General features: G+C 67.8%; 14 protein-coding genes. 10 read left to right on the top strand and 4 right to left on the bottom strand.

The genetic code is table 11. The annotated features are described in order from the left end of the window. Nucleotides 1-2: 2 nt before the first annotated feature. Nucleotides 3-1,028 carry a zinc-binding alcohol dehydrogenase family protein gene (locus ASD15_RS15235; RefSeq protein ID WP_057155800.1) on the bottom strand — a complete coding sequence of 342 codons (1,026 nt, stop codon included), beginning with the start codon at nucleotides 1,026-1,028 and terminating at the stop codon, nucleotides 3-5. A 101-nt stretch (nucleotides 1,029-1,129) separates the two neighbouring features. Here ASD15_RS15235 and ASD15_RS15230 point away from each other — a divergent pair, with 101 nt between their 5' ends. Further along, nucleotides 1,130-2,029 (top strand): LysR family transcriptional regulator, encoded by a 900-nt coding sequence (locus ASD15_RS15230; RefSeq protein WP_057156102.1) that lies wholly within the window; start codon nucleotides 1,130-1,132, stop codon nucleotides 2,027-2,029. Nucleotides 2,030-2,038: 9 nt separating this feature from the next. Here ASD15_RS15230 and ASD15_RS15225 read toward each other — a convergent pair whose 3' ends face one another. Beyond that, the gene (locus tag ASD15_RS15225) at nucleotides 2,039-2,263 is read right to left on the bottom strand and encodes a hypothetical protein (protein ID WP_057155799.1); all 225 of its coding nucleotides are present in this window, start codon (nucleotides 2,261-2,263) and stop codon (nucleotides 2,039-2,041) included. A 201-nt stretch (nucleotides 2,264-2,464) separates the two neighbouring features. On the opposite strand from ASD15_RS15225, the gene ASD15_RS15220 reads away from it, so the two are divergent. The 3 genes from ASD15_RS15220 to ASD15_RS15210 are packed head-to-tail and all read left to right on the top strand — an operon-like array spanning nucleotide 2,465 to nucleotide 4,996. Then, on the top strand, nucleotides 2,465-3,235 hold the full coding sequence (locus tag ASD15_RS15220) for a phosphatase PAP2 family protein (protein WP_229418199.1): 771 nt from the start codon (nucleotides 2,465-2,467) through the stop codon (nucleotides 3,233-3,235). A gap of 11 nt (nucleotides 3,236-3,246) precedes the next feature. Next, entirely contained in the window at nucleotides 3,247-4,149 is a 903-nt protein-coding gene (locus ASD15_RS15215) for a diacylglycerol kinase family protein (RefSeq protein WP_057156101.1), read from the top strand. A gap of 22 nt (nucleotides 4,150-4,171) precedes the next feature. After that, nucleotides 4,172-4,996, top strand: a complete 825-nt coding sequence (locus ASD15_RS15210) for a metallophosphoesterase (protein ID WP_057155797.1) — start codon at nucleotides 4,172-4,174, stop codon at nucleotides 4,994-4,996. 6 nt (nucleotides 4,997-5,002) lie between these two features. On the opposite strand, the gene ASD15_RS15205 is transcribed toward ASD15_RS15210, so the two are convergent. Further along, nucleotides 5,003-7,114: a TonB-dependent siderophore receptor gene (locus ASD15_RS15205; RefSeq protein ID WP_057155796.1), complete on the bottom strand. Its 2,112-nt coding sequence runs from the start codon at nucleotides 7,112-7,114 to the stop codon at nucleotides 5,003-5,005. A 242-nt stretch (nucleotides 7,115-7,356) separates the two neighbouring features. On the opposite strand from ASD15_RS15205, the gene ASD15_RS15200 reads away from it, so the two are divergent. Genes ASD15_RS15200 through ASD15_RS15175 form a run of 6 tightly spaced genes read left to right on the top strand, consistent with a single transcriptional unit; the run spans nucleotide 7,357 to nucleotide 15,510 of the window. Further along, nucleotides 7,357-8,565: an acetyl-CoA carboxylase biotin carboxylase subunit family protein gene (locus ASD15_RS15200; RefSeq protein ID WP_057155795.1), complete on the top strand. Its 1,209-nt coding sequence runs from the start codon at nucleotides 7,357-7,359 to the stop codon at nucleotides 8,563-8,565. Further along, nucleotides 8,562-10,442, top strand: a complete 1,881-nt coding sequence (locus ASD15_RS15195; protein ID WP_229418197.1) for an IucA/IucC family protein — start codon at nucleotides 8,562-8,564, stop codon at nucleotides 10,440-10,442. Before ASD15_RS15200 ends, ASD15_RS15195 begins: the two co-directional genes overlap by 4 nt. Beyond that, nucleotides 10,439-11,644 carry an MFS transporter gene (locus ASD15_RS15190; RefSeq protein ID WP_157200950.1) on the top strand — a complete coding sequence of 402 codons (1,206 nt, stop codon included), beginning with the start codon at nucleotides 10,439-10,441 and terminating at the stop codon, nucleotides 11,642-11,644. Before ASD15_RS15195 ends, ASD15_RS15190 begins: the two co-directional genes overlap by 4 nt. Continuing rightward, nucleotides 11,641-13,512 (top strand): IucA/IucC family siderophore biosynthesis protein, encoded by a 1,872-nt coding sequence (locus ASD15_RS15185; protein ID WP_229418196.1) that lies wholly within the window; start codon nucleotides 11,641-11,643, stop codon nucleotides 13,510-13,512. Before ASD15_RS15190 ends, ASD15_RS15185 begins: the two co-directional genes overlap by 4 nt. After that, nucleotides 13,503-14,741, top strand: coding sequence for a type III PLP-dependent enzyme (locus ASD15_RS15180; protein ID WP_057155794.1), 1,239 nt, complete (start codon nucleotides 13,503-13,505; stop codon nucleotides 14,739-14,741). The genes ASD15_RS15185 and ASD15_RS15180 overlap by 10 nt, the downstream gene beginning before the upstream one ends. After that, entirely contained in the window at nucleotides 14,728-15,510 is a 783-nt protein-coding gene (locus tag ASD15_RS15175; protein WP_057155793.1) for an HpcH/HpaI aldolase/citrate lyase family protein, read from the top strand. Before ASD15_RS15180 ends, ASD15_RS15175 begins: the two co-directional genes overlap by 14 nt. Here the strand turns inward: ASD15_RS15175 and cls are convergent. Then, on the bottom strand, nucleotides 15,491-16,885 hold the full coding sequence (cls, locus tag ASD15_RS15170) for a cardiolipin synthase (RefSeq protein WP_057155792.1): 1,395 nt from the start codon (nucleotides 16,883-16,885) through the stop codon (nucleotides 15,491-15,493). The two genes, ASD15_RS15175 and cls, sit on opposite strands and share 20 nt — an antisense overlap.

The following is a 16,885-nucleotide window of genomic DNA, read 5'->3' as shown; positions in this document are numbered from 1 at the left end:
CGTCAGAACCCTTCCAGGACTATCTTGCCCTTGGCGCGGTTGCTTTCGATCAGCGCGTGGGCGCGCTTCAGGTTGGCGGCGCTGATGTTGCCGTAGCGCTCGCCCAGCGTGGTCTTCAACACGCCGCTGTCCACCAGCTGCGCCACGTCATTGAGCAGCGCGTGCTGCTGCGCCATGTCGGCGGTCTCGAACATCGAGCGGGTGAACATGAATTCCCAGTGCAGCGACACGCTCTTGCGCTTGAGCTTGCTCACATCCAGCTGGCCAGGGTCGTCGATCAGGCCCAGCTTGCCTTGCGGCGCAATCAGTTCGGCAATGGCGTCGAAGTGCTTGTCGGTCTGGTTCAGCGCGGCCACGTAGTTCACCGGCGGCAGGCCCAGGCGCTTGACTTCCTCGTTCAGCGGCTTGCTGTGGTCGATCACGTGGTGGGCGCCCAGCTGGCGCACCCATTCCGCCGTGTCCGGACGGGACGCGGTGGCGATGATGGTCAGCCCGGTCAGCTGGCGCGCCAGCTGCACCAGGATGGAACCGACGCCGCCGGCCGCGCCGATCACGAGCAGCGACTTTCCGGCCGCACTGGACTCGCGGCCCAGATCGCGGCTGACGCCAAGACGCTCGAACAGCAGCTCCCACGCCGTGATGGCGGTCAGTGGCAGGGCGGCAGCCTTGCCGAAGTCCAGGTTCTTCGGCTTGTAGCCGACGATGCGCTCGTCCACCAGGTGCAGTTCGCTGTTGGTGCCGGGGCGGGTGAGCGAGCCGGCGTACCAGACTTCATCGCCGACCTTGAACAGCGTGACGTCCGGGCCGACCGCCTTGACCACGCCGGCCGCGTCCCAGCCGATCACTTTCAGCTCGCCGCCGGCCGGCGCCACGTTCTTGCGGATCTTGGTGTCGACCGGGTTGACGGAGACCGCCTTCACTTCGACCAGCAGGTCGCGCCCGGCTGCTGTCGGTTCGGGCAGCTCGACGTCGATCAGCGCGTCGGCATGATCGATGGGGTGGGAGGCGCGGTAGGCAACTGCTTTCATGGGAAAACTCCTGGGTGGTTGTGCGATGCGCGTATCATCACTTATTTCGCAGGCGCGAAAAAGAGGGCTTTTCCTGAAACACTTTCAAAGGAATGACGATAGTGCTGCGGCTGGATGATTTGACGGTCTTTGTGCGCACGGCCGACGAGGGCAGCCTGTCGGCCGCTGCGCGCGCCATGGAGATATCGCCGGCGCTGGCAAGCGCGGCCCTGAAGCGGCTGGAGGGGGAACTGGGGCTGCGGCTCATTGCCCGCACCACGCGCTCGTTGCGCCTGACCGACGAGGGCGAGCGCTACCTGGTGCACGCGCGCGAGGCGCTGCGCCTGCTGAAAGAGGGGCACGATACGCTGATGCAGGCCAAGGATGTTCCCGGCGGCACGCTGAAGATCGCCATGCCGTCCGACCTGGGCCGCAATATCCTGCTGTACTGGCTGGACAAGTTCCAGGCCCAGTATCCTGGCGTGCATTACCAGATCAGCGTGAGCGACCGGCAGGCGGACATGTACCGCCAGCCGGTGGACCTCGCCATCCGCTATGGCAAGCAGGAGGATTCCAGCCTGATCGCCATGCCGATCGCACCGGACAACCGGCGCGTGCTGGTGGCGTCGCCGGACTATATCCGCAAACACGGCCGGCCGGCGTCGCTGGAGGAACTGCAGCGCCACAACTGCTTGTGCTATGCGCTGGACGACGTGATCCACAACAACTGGACCTTTTATCCGCCCGGCCGCAAGGGACCGGTAACGCTGGCCGTGCGCGGCAACCGCTGCGCCGACGATGCCGACCTGGTGCGGCGCTGGGCCGTGGCGGGACTGGGCATTGCCTACAAGTCGAAGATGGACCTGTCGGACGACTTGCGCAGCGGCAGGCTGCACGTGCTGCTGCCCGACATCGTGGGCGAAGCCACGCCGCTGCACCTGGTGTGCATGCACCGCTCGCAAGTGACGCCGACGGTGCTGCAGCTGCGCGACTTTCTGCGCGCCCAGTATGAACAAATGTAGCCGGGATGCTTAATGCGCCTTGGACAGGATCAGCAGCCAGCGGCGCAGCAGCAGTACTTCCAGGTGGCCGGCTTGCACGCCGGTGTCGCATTCGAGGATGGGGTTGACTGCGTAGAAGCGCTTGCGGAAGTCGCGGCAAACCAGGATCTCGCGTTTGCCGAAGCGCACCAGGAAAGACATCGGGGCATATTCCAGGCCGAAACGGGAGCCGAAACCGCTGTTCAATGTAGTCATGATTCTTCCTTTGGGTCAGTTGAATGTTGATCGAGTGAAGCCACTGTATCACAACTACTGTTGAAAAACACAGTACTGTATGAAATATCAGTAGATTTTAATAACTGTTGTTTTTTTGTGCAGCAGCTTCGGTGCGCCAGGGAACGGACAGCCACCGCGCGCAAGCCTTATCATTTATAAAACAAAGGAGTACCACCCATCTTGAACCAGACTGCAACATCGAAATTGATGCGCTTCGTGGAAGCGCGCCTTACCCCGGGCGGCGAATTCGGCCTGCACCTGACCGCCGGCGCCGCGCTGATGATGGCGGCCGTGGCGGTGTTCGCCGAAGTGGCGGAGGACGTGGCCGAGAACGACGGCGTGGCCGCGTTCGATCTGCATGTGTCGAACTGGATGCATGCCCACGCGCAGGAGCCGTACACCAGCGTCATGTGGCTGTTCACCCACCTGCACAGCGTGGCGGGCATGTGCGTGCTGGTGGCGCTGGCTGCGGCCTTCTTCTGGCGCCGCGCAGCGCGGCACGGCCGCTACTGGCTGCTGGCGCTGGGCTTGTCGGTGCCGGGCGGCATGCTGTTGAACGTGGTGCTCAAGCACATCTACCAGCGTAGCCGCCCGGTATTCGAGGAACCGATGCTGACGCTGGCAACCTATAGTTTTCCCAGCGGCCACACAGTGGCGGCCACGCTGTTCTGGGGCCTGGTGGCCAGTTACGCGGTGATGACGGCGCAGCGCTGGCGCGTGCGTGGCACCGTGGTGGCCGGCGCCACGCTGATGGTGCTGCTGGCCGGCACCAGCCGCATCTATCTCGGCGCGCACTATCCGAGCGATGTGCTGGGCGCGATGGTGGAAGGCTGCGGCTGGCTGGCCGTATGCATCACCGGCTGCTCCACCTTGCGCCGCAGGCAGGCCGCCAAGGCCGCCAGTGCGGCGCAGCCGGCGGCGCCCGCGCACAGCGCGCAGACGAAAGGATAGCCGTGGCCACCGTGGTCCCCGTCATTATCAACGCCGGTGCAGGCCTGGGCTACTGCGGCGAGTTTTCGCAGCAGCTGCTGGCCAAGTTCGCGAAGCACGGTTACGTGGCCGATATCACGCTGGCGCAAAGCGGCGAGGACATGATCGCCGCCGCGCGCGCGGCGGTGGCGGCGGGCGAGCGGCTGGTGGTGGCCGGCGGCGGCGACGGCACCATCAATGCCGTCGCGTCGGTGCTGGCGGGCACCGACGTGGCCTACGGCGTGCTGCCGCTCGGCACGCTGAACCACTTCGCCAAGGACTTGCAGATTCCGCTCGAGCTGGACCAGGCCATCGCCACCATCGCCACCGGCGGCCACGTGCGGGTGGACGTGGGGGAAGTCAACGGCCGCATCTTTCTCAACAACTCCAGCCTCGGCCTGTACCCGGACATCGTGCGCGACCGCGAGAAGCAGCAGAGCCGGCTGGGGCGCGGCAAGTGGCTGGCGTTCACCTGGGCCGCGCTGGCGGCGCTGCGGCGCTTTCCTTTCCTGAACGTGCGGCTGAGCGTGAATGGCGAAGAGCATGCCCGGCGCACACCCTTCGTATTCATCGGCAACAACGAATATCTGATGCAAGGCTTCAATATCGGCGCGCGCAGCCGCATCGACGGCGGTATGCTGAGCCTGTACGTGGCGCAGCGCCCCAGCCGCCTGGGACTGGTGCGGCTGGCCTGGCATGCGCTAAGCGGCACGCTGGCGCAGCAGCGCGACTTCGACGTGCTGCTGGCCACGGAAATGACGATAGATACGCGCAAGGGCCGCAAGCACGGCAATGCCCGCATCCGCGTGGCGACCGACGGGGAAGTGACCGTGATGCAAACGCCGCTGTCCTACCGCATGCGCGCCGGCGCGCTGACGGTGGTGGTGCCGAAATAAGTGAGAACGAAAGGAGAACGCCATGCGTACGCTGGTGCATTTGTCGGATCTGCATTTCGGCCGCGTCGACGAGGCCCTGCTGGCGCCGCTGAAGGCGCGCGTGGAAGCCCTGCGGCCAAATGTGGTGGTGGTGTCGGGCGACTTGACGCAGCGCGCCCGCAGCGCCCAGTTCAAGGCGGCGCGGGCCTGGCTGGACACCTTGCCGGGGCCGCAGATCGTGGTGCCGGGCAACCACGACATTCCGCTCTACAACGTGGTGGCGCGCTTCTTCACGCCGCTGGTGAAATACCGCCGCCACATCACCGCCAACCTGGCGCCGGAGTACGTGGACGATGAAATCGCCGTGCTGGGCATGAACACGGCGCGTTCGCTGACCTTCAAGGATGGCCGCGTCAACCGCGAGCAGGTGGGGCGGCTGCGCGAGCGCTTCAACGCGCTGCCGGACGGGCTGACGCACGTGGTGGTGACGCACCACCCGTTCGACCTGCCCGAGCATTTCGACAAGGACGACCTGGTGGACCGCGCGCCGATGGCGATGGAAGCCTTCGCCGACTGCGGTGTGGACTTGCTGCTGGCCGGCCACCTGCATTCCAGCCACGCGGCCAACAGCTCGCGGCGCTACAAGATCGCCGGCTACGCGGCGCTGGTGGTGCAGGCCGGCACGGCCACCTCGACCCGCAAGCGCGGCGAGGAAAACTCGTTCAACGCCATCCGCGTGGAGACCGGGCGGCTGACGGTCGAGCGCTACAGCTGGCAGGAAGCGCTGGCCAGTTTTGAACTGGCCAGCAGCGAAGTGTTCTGCCGCAACGGCGACGTGTGGGAATCGACCCGGCCCGCAGCGGCGTAGCCCGGCTTAGAACCTGTAGCGCAGCGTCAGCTGCGCCGAGCGCGGCGCGCCGGGCAGGCTGAGGAACTTGCTGGAGCCGTGGCCGGCCACGATGTAGTCGCGGTCCAGCAAATTCATCACGTTCAGCTGCACTTCCACCGCCCTGGCGCGGTAGTAGGCCATGGCGTCCACCGTGGTGAAACCTGCCAGCGCCACCGTATTGCCCGGATTGGCAAAGCGTTCCCCCACATAGTTCAGGCCCGCGCCCGCGCCCCAGTGGCTGTTGAAGGCCTTGCTCAGCCAGACGTTCAGGCTGTGGCGCGGCGTGAGCGTGGCGCGCTTGCCTTGCACGAACTGGCCGTCATCCTTGGCGATGGACGCGATCATGGTGGCGTCCAGCCAGGAGTAGCCGGACCAGGCCTGCCAACCCTGGCCCAGGTCGCCCGCGAACGTCAGTTCCAGGCCATCGGTGCGCTGCGTGCCCATCGGGATGATCTTGTTCGTGGCCGGGTCGGTAGCCTTGATGTGGTCGCGCTGCAGGCGGAACACGGCGGCGGTCAGCGACGCGCGGCCGCCCAGCAGGTCGAACTTGGCGCCCAGTTCCTTGTTCTGGGTCTGCTCCGGCGCCATGTCGGCGTTGTTGGCGGCCAGCGCAAACGTTTCGCCGGAAGGCTGGTAGGACTTGCTGAACGACGCGTAGTAGGACTGCTGCGCATCCGGCTGGTACACCAGGCCGGCGCGCGGGCTCCAGGTGCTGTCGGTGCGCGCCAGGTTGGGCTGGTTCACGCGGCGCTCGATGGTCTTCTGTTCGAAGCGGTCGTAGCGCACGCCGGCCAGGGCCTTCCAGTTGGCGGACAGGGCCAGCTGGTCCTGCACGTAGCCGCTGCTCACGTCGAACCTGGACAGGTTGTTGGCGCTCGGCGCGCCGCCGGCGGTAAAGGGCACGGCCGGCGACACCGGGTTGAACAGCGACACAGTGGCCACGTTGGCCTGCGAGCGGTTCAGCACTTCCTTGTCCTGCTGGCCGAATTCCACGCCGTACAGGATCTGGTGCTGCATGCCGGCCAGTTCGGCCTTTTGAACCAGCTCGGTCTGGTTGAAGTAGCCGTCTTCGGCGCGGAACACATTGCCGCGCGTGAGCGAGGCGGTCCTGGCCGCTTCGTTGACCGAGCCCACCAGGGTGTTGTTGCGGTTCAGCGTGTAGTCGTAGTAGCGGAAGGCGTTGCGCAGCTTGAGCGTGCCGCTGAAGGCATGCTCCAGCACGACGCCGGCCGCTTTCACGCGCGCGTCGCTGAAGTCGTTGTCCCTGGCGTTGGCGGCGCCGTAGTAGGTGCCCGGCGCCACGTCGACCACCCGGCCCTGGTAGGAAGGAATGCCGAAGTCGGTCACGCGCTTGTCGTGCAGGTACTCGGCCTGCAGCAGCAGGGTGGTGGCGGCGCCCAGCTTGAACTGCACCGACGGCGCCAGCGCCTGGCGTTCCAGGAACTGCTGGTCGCGGTAGCTATCGGCGTCTTCCACCGCGCCGGTGACGCGGAAGGCCACGCCGCTGTCGGCCAGGTTGCGTCCCAGGTCGAACTCGCCGCGCTTCTGCGCCCAGCTGCCCACCTGCAGCGCCACTTCGCTGATGTCCACGCCCGGCTTCTTGGTCACCCGGTTGATCAGGCCGCCGGACGAGCCGCGGCCGTACAGCACTGCGGCCGGGCCTTTCACCACTTCCAGCTGCTCGATGTTGGACAGGTCGCGGAAGTAGAGCGCATCGTCGCGCATGCCGTCGATGAACTGGTCGGCGATGGCGGAGAAGCCGCGGATGGTGACCTGGTCGCGCTGGCCGTCGCCGTGCGACATGCCCACGCCCGGCACGGCCTTGAGCGCGTCATTCAGCGAACGCACGCCTTGGTCGCGCAGCAGCGTTTGCGGAATCACGTTCACGGTTTGCGGAATGTCGCGCAGCGGCGCGTCGGTCTTGGTGGCGCTGGACGACTTGACCGGGTTATAGCCTTCCGCATCGGCGGCGCCCACCACGGTCACGGTGGGCATCACGCCATCGGCGGCGCCGCTGGCGGCGTCGACCTGGGCGTGGGTAAGGGCGGGGAAGCTCAGTGCCAGCAGCAGCGCCAGCGGGGTTTTCTTCAGTGCCATGCGGAGTCCTCGAGAACGGAATGGATGTTGGATTGGATGATGGATTCGACGATTCGGCTGGCGGCGGCTGGCTAAATACAAATTAGATGCAAATGATTCTCAATATCATATTGCAATCTATAAATAAAAACAACTTTTAATTGATAATGATTCGCATTCACAGTATTATCGCTGCTCCAAGCCAGCCACTTCCCGCCCGCGGAAGCAAGCAAGTCATCCGTCTCCACAGAATGAGGAACACGATGCAAGACTTGATCATCCTGGCCCACGTGCCTACCGATTCCGTCAACCTGGGCTTCCTGCCCGCAGCCAGGGCCCTGGGCCTGAACGTGGTGCTGCTGAGCGACCATGCGGACGCCCACCGCAAGCATTTCAACCAGGCCGGCTTGCCCGCCTACCCGGCCGAGATCGTCGCCTGCGACGTGTTCAACCCGCTGGCCGTGATCGACGTGCTCAGCGCGCGTGCCGCCGCGCCGGCCGCGCTGTTCTCGAATAGCGACCACCTGCAAACCAGCACCGCCGTCGCGGCCGACTACTTCGGCTTGCCGCACAAGGACTGGCACGTGACCTACCGCGCCAAGAACAAGGCGCAAATGCGCGAGCACCTGAAGGCGGAAGGGCTCGACCCGCTGTGGTTCGGCCTGGCCTGCAGCCAGGACGACCTGGACCGGCTGGTGGACGAGGTGCTCTATCCGTGCATCGTCAAGCCGCGCGAAGGCGTGGCCAGCCAGCAGGTGACGCTGGCCGCCACCGAGGACGAACTGCGCGAACAATGCGCCGCCATCTGGCAGTCGCAAGCGGGCGCGCCGCTGCTGCTGGAGGAATACATCCCCGGCCCGCTGTATACATTGGAGACGCTGGGCGACGGCGAGCGCCTGTGCGTGCTGGGCGGCTTCCAGGTCAGCCTGTCGCCGCCGCCGTACTTCGTGGAGCTGGAAGCGCGCTGGGGCACCGGCCTGACGGCGCAGCAGGAAGCGCAGGTGGTGCGCATGATAGAGCGCTTCGGCATCGGCTTCGGCGCCTGCCACACCGAGTTCGTGCTCAGCGCCACCGGGCCGCGCCTGATCGAGATCAACTACCGCAACATCGGCGACTACCGCGAGTTCCTGTTGCAGGACACATTGCACATCCCGCTGTTCGAGACCGTGCTGCGGCTCTACCTGGGCCAGCCGCTGCCGGACCTGAAGCCGGCGCAGAACGCCGCGCTGATACGCTACTTCACCGCTGCCGAGGAAGGCCGGCTGGCCGCGTCGCCGTCCGCCTTCGGCGCCGGCGGCGACGGCGTGCAGTGGCATTACCAGCCGCTGCGCGAGCAGGGCGAGCAGATCCGGCTCAGCAACTCCAACAAGGACTACCTCGGCGTGCTGCGCGGCACCGGCCGCGACGCGCACAGCCTGGCGCTGGCCATGGACCGCGTCAGCGCCGGCCTGGTGTGGGAGATTGCAGCGTGAGGCGCGGCAGCGCCTTGCGCGCGCTGAGCGCGGCCGTCAACATGCGGGCGGAGGACAGCTATATCCGCCAGCGCGTGCTCGATGCCTTGCTGCGCGAGGATGTGCGCGGCTGCGTCAGCCAGGCCACGCTGGCCGGCGCGGAGCAGCTGGCCGGCTATCCCGGCGCGTGGAGCCGTCCCAGCGGCGCCCAGTGGCTGCGGCTGCCCCATTTGCAGGGCGGCGTGTTGTGGATACCGGTGCAGCCGGCGCATTTCATGCAGCAGTGGCGCAGCACCGCCGCGCCCCTGCTGTGGCAGGAGGGCGTGCGTTACACCGAGCTGCTGACGCTGGACCAGATCCTCGATTGCTTTGCGCGCGGCCTGGCGCCGCAGGCGCAGGCGCTGTTCTCCTCGTTCGCGGCCGAGTGCAGCCTGGCGGTGGAGCACCGCCGCATCGCGGACACCGAGCGCGAACGCTGGTTCGGCGCGCTGCGCATGGACGCGGCGGCCGCGCAGGATCTGGACTGGAGCGCCTCCCTGCTGCACTACGACCGGGTGGCGGCGTTCCACGACCACCCGCTGTATCCTACCGCGCGCGCCAAGCTGGGCTTCGACCGCGCCGCGCTGGAAGCCTACGGACCGGAATGCCAGCGGCCATTCCAGCTGCGCTGGCTGGCGTTGCCGCGCGAGCTGGTGTTCGCCGAAGGCGGGGCGGCGCCGGCGCGCTTGCCGGACGCTCCTGCCGCGCCGGACGGCGGCTGGCCGGCCGCGTGGCCGGGTTTCGCCGACGTCGGCCTGGCGCCGGCGCTGGCGGACAGCCATGTGCTGCTGCCGGTCCATCCCTTTGTGTGGGGCGCGCAGCTGGACGCCATGCTGGAAGGCTGCGGCCTGGCCGGGCGGGCCATCGCCGCGCCGCAGCCCTGGCTGTCGGTGGCGCCCACGCTGTCGGTGCGCACCGTGGTGCTGCTGGACGCGCCCGAGTGGCACCTGAAAGTGCCGCTGACGATACGCACGCTGGGCGCCCGCAACATCCGCACCATCAAGCCCAGCACCATCCGCGACGGCCACAGTATCCAGACCCTGCTGGGCGCCATTGCCGCGCGCGAGCCGGCTTACGCGCAGCGCCTGCTGCTCACCGGCGAACAGGCGGGCGCGCACGCGGACCACCGCATGTTCCTCGGCTACATACTGCGGCGCTATCCGGACGCGGCGCTGCAAGGCTGCTCGGTGGTGTCGGTCGCTGCGCTCACGGCCACCGCGCCGCACGGCGGCATCGTGGCGCAGGAGCTGGCCCAGCGCTATTACGACGGCGAGCTGACGGCGTTCTTCGACGACTACCTGGACCTGACCCTGGGCCTGCATCTGACGCTGTGGCTGCGCTATGGCGTGGCGCTGGAGTCCAACCAGCAGAACTCGGTGCTGGTGCTGGGGCAGCGGCAGGGCTGGCCGCGCCTGCGCCTGCTGCTGAAGGACAACGACGCGGCCCGCATCCACACCGGCGCACTGGCGCGGCGCTGGCCGCAGCTGGCCGCGCACGTGGCGGACCTGCAGGACCAGCGCATCGCCGTGGCCGACGCGCTGCCGCTGGCGCAGATGTTCATCACCATCACGCTGCAGCTGAATATCGCCGTGCTGGCGGAACGCTATGCGCAGGCGCTCAAGGTGGAGCCATCCGCGCTGCATGGGCGTGTGCGTGCGTGCGTGGAACGGGTGCTGGCGCAGCTGGAAGGTGAGGGCGAGGACGCATCGCTGGCGCGGCGCGTGCTGCTGGAGGACGAGCGCCTGTACCTGAAATGCCTGCTGGTCGCGGCCACCTTGTCGGACAAGAGCGAAACCGGCGCGGCCGACGTGAACAAATTCTACGGCCGCAGCGCGCCCAACTTCCTGAGGCCGGCATGAGCGCAGCGGCCGTGGCGGGCGGCACCCGCCCGGGGCTGGTGATCGGTACCGTCATGCTGTGCCACTTCGTGGCGGCGTTCGCGGCGCTGGGCATGCCGCCATTCTTCGCGCTGATCCTGCAAGGTGCGCTGCACAGCGGCCAGCCCTTCCTGGCCGGCTGGCTATACGTGGTGCCCACCTTCTTCACGGCGCTCAGCAGCCCGTGGTGGGGCCGGCTGGCGGACCGCTACGGCAAGAAGCGCCTGCTGCTGCGCGCCCAGCTCGGTCTGGCGGCCAGCTTCCTGCTGGCCAGTTTCGCGCCCAGCGTAGAGTGGTTCGTCGCCGCGCTGGTGCTGCAAGGCTTGCTGGGCGGCACCTTCTCGGCCTCCAACGCCTACCTGGCCACAGTGGTCAGCGGCGCGGCGCTGATGCGCAGCCTGACGCTGATGCAGTGGTCGGCCCGCGCCGCACTGGTGATCGCGCCGCTGGGACTGGGCTGGCTGCTGATGCAGACCGGTTCGCCGCTGCTGCTGTACCGCTGGCTGGCCGCGCTGCCGCTGTGCGCGGCGCTCGGCATCTGGCTGCTGCCGGCCAGCGGCGCCGCAGCCAAGGCGGCCAAGGCGCAGGCGGCCAGGGTCGAAGCGGTGGCCGCCACGCCGCGCCAGGTCTACCTGCTGCAATGGCTGTTCGTGTTCGCCACCGTCGCCACCATGCCGTACTTCGTCAGCTACGCGCAGGCAGGCGCGGCCACGCCAGCCATCGCCGGGCTGCTGTTCGGGCTGCCGCACCTGGTGTACCTGCTGTGCGCCGTGCCGCTGAGCCGCTGGCTGGGCCGCAGCCACCTGCCGGCCACCATGGCGGGCGCCTGCGCGTTGCTGGCGCTGGCGCTCGCCGGGCAGGCCTGGAGCGGCGGCGCGCACTGGCAGCCGCTGGCCGCCTGGCGCGTGCTGATGGGCTTGGGCATGACGCTGGCCTATCTCGCGCTGCACGGCCTGATCGCCAGCCTGGTTCAGCATGACAACGCAGGCCACACCTTCGGCTGGTTCGAAAGCAGTTCCAAATGGGGCGCAGTCGCGGCCGGCCTGGCCGCCGGCCTGATGGTGCAGCAAACCGGCCTGCGCGCGCCCTTCGTCGCCGGCGCCGGCGTGATGCTGGCCTGCGGCCTGTATGCCGCGGCGCTGGCCTGCGCCCCCACACAAAAATACGCATTGGAGAAACCATGAAAGTCATGACCGCGAATTTCCCGCAACACGCGCAAGCGGATGCGCAACTGGACGCGGCGCGCCGCGCGATGGAAACCCTGCTCAATTGCTACTGCCGCGAAGTGGCGGCGCCGCATGGCCAGCTTCAGGTGGGCCCGCCCGGCGCGCAGGACGACTGGCCGCAGTCCCTGCGCATGGCCATGCGCGCCGCCGTGGCCGGTGCCGGCGGCGCCGCAGGGCCGGGCGTGCTGCAGATTGCGTTGCCGCACACGCGTGCGCGGCTGCTGGTGGCCGTCGCCGCACCGTCGCACACGGGCAACTTCAGCTACGTTTCGGCGTTTTACGCCAAGACCGACGGCAAGCCGTGGGCGATACTGGACTGGGAAGCGCTGGCCGCTACGCTGCTGCGCGAACTGGGCCAGCAGACCGGCACTGGCCATAACGAGGAATTGATGCAGCAGATGCGCGACAGCGTCGGCGTGACGGCGGCTGTGCTGGCGGTGGCCGACCCCGGCCCGTTCGCCGCGCAGCCGGCCGCCGCCTTCATCGCCTCCGAGCAGTCGCTGCTGTTCGGCCACCCCTTCCATCCGGCCCCGAAGAGCCGCCAGGGCGTGACCCACGCCGACATGCTGCGCTACTCGCCGGAAACCGGCGCGCGCTTCCCGCTGCACTATTTCGCGGTGCGGCGTGAGCACCTGATGCAGCGGTCCCTGCTGGAGCGCAGCTGCGACCGGATCGTGGCGGCGCAAGCGCCGGCCGGCCTGGCGCCGGACGACAGCCATGCGCTGCTGCCGGTGCATCCGTGGCAGGCCAGCCACCTGCTGGAGCATCCTCTGGTGGCGGGCGCGCTGGAGCAGGGCAAGCTGCGCTACCTCGGCCCGCATGGCGCCGACTATTTCCCCACCTCGTCCATCCGCACGCTGTACCACCCGGACCAGCAATACTTCTACAAGTGCTCGCTGAATATCCGCATCACCAACTGCGTGCGCAAGAACGCACACTATGAACTGGAAGGCGCGTTGCAGGTCAGCGAAATCATGCGCGGGCTGATGCCGGATCTGAAGCAGCGCTTTGCCGGCCTGGAGGTGCTGGAGGAGCCGGCCTTCATGAGCGTGGACCTGAAGTCCGGCGACGCGGCCGGCGACCGCGACGTGAGCGAAGCGTTCGGCATGATACTGCGGCGCGGCTGGCAGGACTTCCTGCGTCCCGGCGCGGTGCCGCTGCTGGCCGGCGCGCTGTTCGGCAACCATGTGCATGGCGCCGCGCGCCTGCGCGAACTGGTGGCGCAAGCGCGCGGCGGCACCACTGCCGCAACCGGCGCCGGCGATACCGCTATGGCCGAGCGCTGGTTCTCGTGCTACGTGGAAGAGCTGATGTATCCGGTGCTGTACTGCTATTTCGCGCATGGGCTGATCTTTGAACCGCACTTGCAGAACGTGCTGGTGGGCGTGGCCGGCGGCTTGCCGTGCCAGGTCTTCCTGCGCGACTTCGAGGGCGTCAAGCTGACCCGCGAACGCTACAGCGCGGATGACTTGCGCGGCGTGAGCGAGGCGGCCCGTACGGCGTTGTGGTACAGCGCGGACCTGGGCTGGAATCGCATCGCCTACTGCCTGTTCGTCAACAACTTCTGCGAGGCGGTGGACCAGCTGGCCGGCCGCGACGCCTTGCTGCGCAAGCGCTTGTGGGCGGTGGTGCGGCACCACGTCGCGCGCTACCAGCAGCTGCACGGGGACAGCCAGTCGGCAGCCCGCCTGGGCGAGCTGCTGGCCGGCGCGCCCTTGCCCGGCAAGACCAATTTGCTGAACCGCTTCTTCAAACGCGCCGACCGCGCCACCACCTATGTCGCGGTCGGCAATCCCATGGCGCCGCGGGAGGCCGCATGGAATTGAGGATGGATGCGGTGTTCGGGCGCCTGCGGGCGGGGCTGCAGGATGCCCTGGCCGAGGCGCGCGAGCCGTTGTGCGCTTATGTGTACGACATGCAGGCCCTGCACGCGCACGCCGCGCGCACGATGGCGGCATTGCCGCAGCAGTGCGAGCTGTTTTACGCGATCAAGGCCAATTCCGAGCTGCCGGTGCTGCGCACGCTGGCGCCGCTGGTGCACGGCTTCGAGGTGTCCTCCGGCGGCGAACTGGCGTGGGTGAGGGAGCATTTCCCGCACACGCCGGTAATCTTCAGCGGGCCGGGCAAGCTGGATGGCGAACTGCAAGCCGCACTGGAGCTGGGCGTGGACGGGCTGCACCTGGAGAGCGTGCACGAAATCGAACGGCTGGGCAGCCTGGCGGCGCGGCGCGCGGACGTGGCGCCGGGCGGCCGCGTGCCGGTGCTGCTGCGGATTAACCTGGCGCTGGACGGCCTGGCCGAGACGCGCCTGATGATGGGCGGGAAACCCACGCCGTTCGGCATCCCCGCCGCCGGGCTGCCGGCAGCGCTGGCGCGGCTGCGCGCCTACCCGCAGCTGGCGCTGCGCGGCTTCCACTTCCACCTGCTGTCGCATCAGCTCGACGCGCAGGCGCACCTGCGGCTGATGGCCAGCTACCTGCGCCAGGTCAAGCTGTGGTGCGCGCAGCACGGCCTGGACATCGGCCACATCAACGTGGGCGGCGGCATCGGCGTCAACTACCGCGAGGAGCAGGCGCAGTTCGACTGGCAGGGCTTCTGCTCGGAGCTGGCGCGCCTGATGCAACAGGAAGCCATGCCCGGCGTGAAACTGCGCTTCGAGCTGGGGCGCTACATGACGGCCTGGTGCGGCTACTACGCGATGGAAGTGATCGACATCAAGGCCAGCTATGGCAAGACCTATGTGGTCGGACGCGGCGGTACGCACCATTTCCGCACGCCGCCCGCCCAGGGCCACAGCCACCCCTTCCATGTGATGCCGGTGGAGGCCTGGCCCTATCCGTACGCGCGGCCGCAGGCGCAGGACACGGCGGTCAGCGTGGTAGGCCAGCTGTGCACGCCGAAAGACGTGCTGGCTTTCGATGTGCCGGTGTCGCGCGTGCGCTGCGGCGACGTGCTGGTGTTCCCGCTGGCGGGCGCCTACGCATGGCACATATCGCACCATGACTTCCTGCGGCACCGGCATCCGCATCAATGGTATCTGCATGCTGAAGCCTAACCGCCTGCGGCAAAAGCTGTCCGGCGGCGGCGCCGTGCACGGCCTGCTCAATTCCATGCCGTGCGCGCTGATGGTGGAGATGATCGCCTGCGCCGGCTACGACTTCGTCATCCTCGACACGGAGCATGTTTGCGTCAACCCGGAAACGCTGGAGCATATGCTGCGCGCCGCCGAGTGCGCGGGCTTGCCGGCGCTGGTGCGGGTGCCGGCGGGCGGCGGCGCGGACATCACGCGCGCGCTGGACGCGGGCGCGATGGGCGTGGTGGTGCCGCACGTCTGCACGGCGGACGACGCGCGCGCCGCCGTGCAAGCCAGCCGCTACCACCCGCTGGGCCGGCGCGGCATCAGCGGCGGCCGCACCACGGGCTTCGGCGCCATTCCGCTGACGGACTATTTCGGGCAGGCCAACCGCGAAATCATGGTGGTGGCAATGATAGAAGATGCGCAGGGCGTGGAGAATATCGACAGCATCCTGTCGGTGCCGGGCATCGACATGGTGCTGGAAGGCGCCATCGACCTGTCGCAGTCGCTGGGTCATCCGGGGCTGGCGCAGCATCCGCAGGTGCAGGCGGCCATCGGCCGCGTGGCCGACGCCTGCCGGGCGCGCCAGGTGCCGTTCTGCGCCATCCCGCGCGAAGCCGGACAGCATGCCGCATGGCTGGCGCGCGGGGTGCGCGCCTTCCTGCTGGGCGACGACCGGGGCGTGAGCTTCCGCGCACTCAAGGCGCACGTCGGCGCTTACCGGGACGCTACAGCCAGTAATCCATAAACCGCGCCGACCATTCCTTCATGCGCATGCCCCAAGGCCGGTGGCGCCACTGCTCCAGCTTCACCTCGGTGGAGTTGCGCAAGTCCTCCTGGAAGGCGCGCTCCATCTCGGCGCCGAAAGAGTCGCCCATCACGATCACGCTCACTTCGCTGTTGTGCAGGAAGCTGCGCGTGTCCAGATTGGTCGAACCCACGGTGGACCAGACGCCGTCGATGACGGCGGTCTTGGCGTGCAGCACGGCCAGCTTCAATTCGTGGATCTTCACGCCCGCTTCCAGCAGTTCGTCGTACTTGGCGCGCCCGGCGTGCCACACCAGGCCGCTGTCGGACACGCTGGGCAGCACCAGGCGCACGTCCACGCCGCGCCTGGCGGCGGCCGTCAGCGCGTCCATGGTCTGCTGGTCCGGCACGAAGTAGGCCATGGTGATGTGGATGGATTTCTTCGCCTCCTGCATGGCCAGCAGGTAGGCTTTGAAGATTTCGAACTTGCCGCCCGGCGCGCTGCCCAGCACGCGCACGATGCGGTCGCCGGCGATCACCGGGTTGGGGAAGTAGTCGGCGTCGCGCAGGTCGTCGCTGTCCTGCTGGGTCCAGGCCTGGATGAACAGCCACTGGAAGGCCGCCACGGCCGGGCCTTCGATCTTCACGTGCGTGTCGCGCCAGCCCACGTCCTTTTTGTCGGTGGGCTTGGCCTTGGAGCGGAACGGCGAGCTTTTCGAATAGGTGTCGCTGATGTTGATGCCGCCGGTGAAGGCCACCTTGCCGTCGACGATGAGGATCTTGCGGTGGTCGCGGTTGTTCACCTTCCAGCCGTTGCCGCGCACCTTGGCCGGGTTCACGGGGTTGAACGCCACCAGCTTGATGCCGCCGGCGCGCATGCGGTCGAAGAAGGCTTGCGGCACGCCGATGGTGCCCACGCTGTCATAGATAATGTTGACGGTGACGCCCTCGGCCTGCTTCTTCAGCAGCAGGTCGGCGAACTGGTTGCCCAGCATGTCCTCGTCGAAGATGTAGGTCTCGAAATTGACGTGGTTCTTGGCCGCGCCGATGGCCTTCATCATTTCGGTCAGGGTGGCGGGGCCGTCGAACAGCAGCTGCACCTTGTTGCCGGCAATGAGCGGCACGCCGGTGGCCGCTTCCTCCAGCGCCGCCTGTTGCCCCAGGTCCAGCGCGCCCTTGGCCCAGCGCTTGTTCAGCAGCGATTCGCTGGTGTTGGCCGACAGCTTGCCGTTGGCGGTCTCGATGCGCGGCGCGGCCGAGACTGCGGCCTTGGCCTTGGCGTCGTCCACTGCCACGGTGGGCAGTGAAGCGCACGCCACCAGGGACCAGCAGGTCAGTATGGTTGCCAGCCAGCAGCGTGCGCTTGGGAGTGTCAT

This window comes from Massilia sp. Root351 (genome assembly GCF_001425045.1).
In the GTDB taxonomy this organism is placed as follows: Bacteria; Pseudomonadota; Gammaproteobacteria; order Burkholderiales; family Burkholderiaceae_D; genus Rugamonas.
Note: the sequence above shows the minus strand (reverse complement) of the source record. Positions and strands in the feature narration are given on the sequence as shown.

Bases quoted from the DNA above. Each gene is read 5' to 3' on its own strand.
- ASD15_RS15235 (WP_057155800.1), bottom strand. From the start codon at position 1,028: ATGAAAGCAGTTGCCTACCGCGCCTCCCACCCCATCGATCATGCCGAC.
- ASD15_RS15225 (WP_057155799.1), bottom strand. From the start codon at position 2,263: ATGACTACATTGAACAGCGGTTTCGGCTCCCGTTTCGGCCTGGAATAT.
- ASD15_RS15210 (WP_057155797.1), top strand. From the start codon at position 4,172: ATGCGTACGCTGGTGCATTTGTCGGATCTGCATTTCGGCCGCGTCGAC.
- ASD15_RS15205 (WP_057155796.1), bottom strand. From the start codon at position 7,114: ATGGCACTGAAGAAAACCCCGCTGGCGCTGCTGCTGGCACTGAGCTTC.
- ASD15_RS15200 (WP_057155795.1), top strand. From the start codon at position 7,357: ATGCAAGACTTGATCATCCTGGCCCACGTGCCTACCGATTCCGTCAAC.
- ASD15_RS15190 (WP_157200950.1), top strand. From the start codon at position 10,439: ATGAGCGCAGCGGCCGTGGCGGGCGGCACCCGCCCGGGGCTGGTGATC.
- ASD15_RS15185 (WP_229418196.1), top strand. From the start codon at position 11,641: ATGAAAGTCATGACCGCGAATTTCCCGCAACACGCGCAAGCGGATGCG.
- ASD15_RS15180 (WP_057155794.1), top strand. From the start codon at position 13,503: ATGGAATTGAGGATGGATGCGGTGTTCGGGCGCCTGCGGGCGGGGCTG.
- ASD15_RS15175 (WP_057155793.1), top strand. From the start codon at position 14,728: ATGCTGAAGCCTAACCGCCTGCGGCAAAAGCTGTCCGGCGGCGGCGCC.
- cls (WP_057155792.1), bottom strand. From the start codon at position 16,885: ATGACACTCCCAAGCGCACGCTGCTGGCTGGCAACCATACTGACCTGC.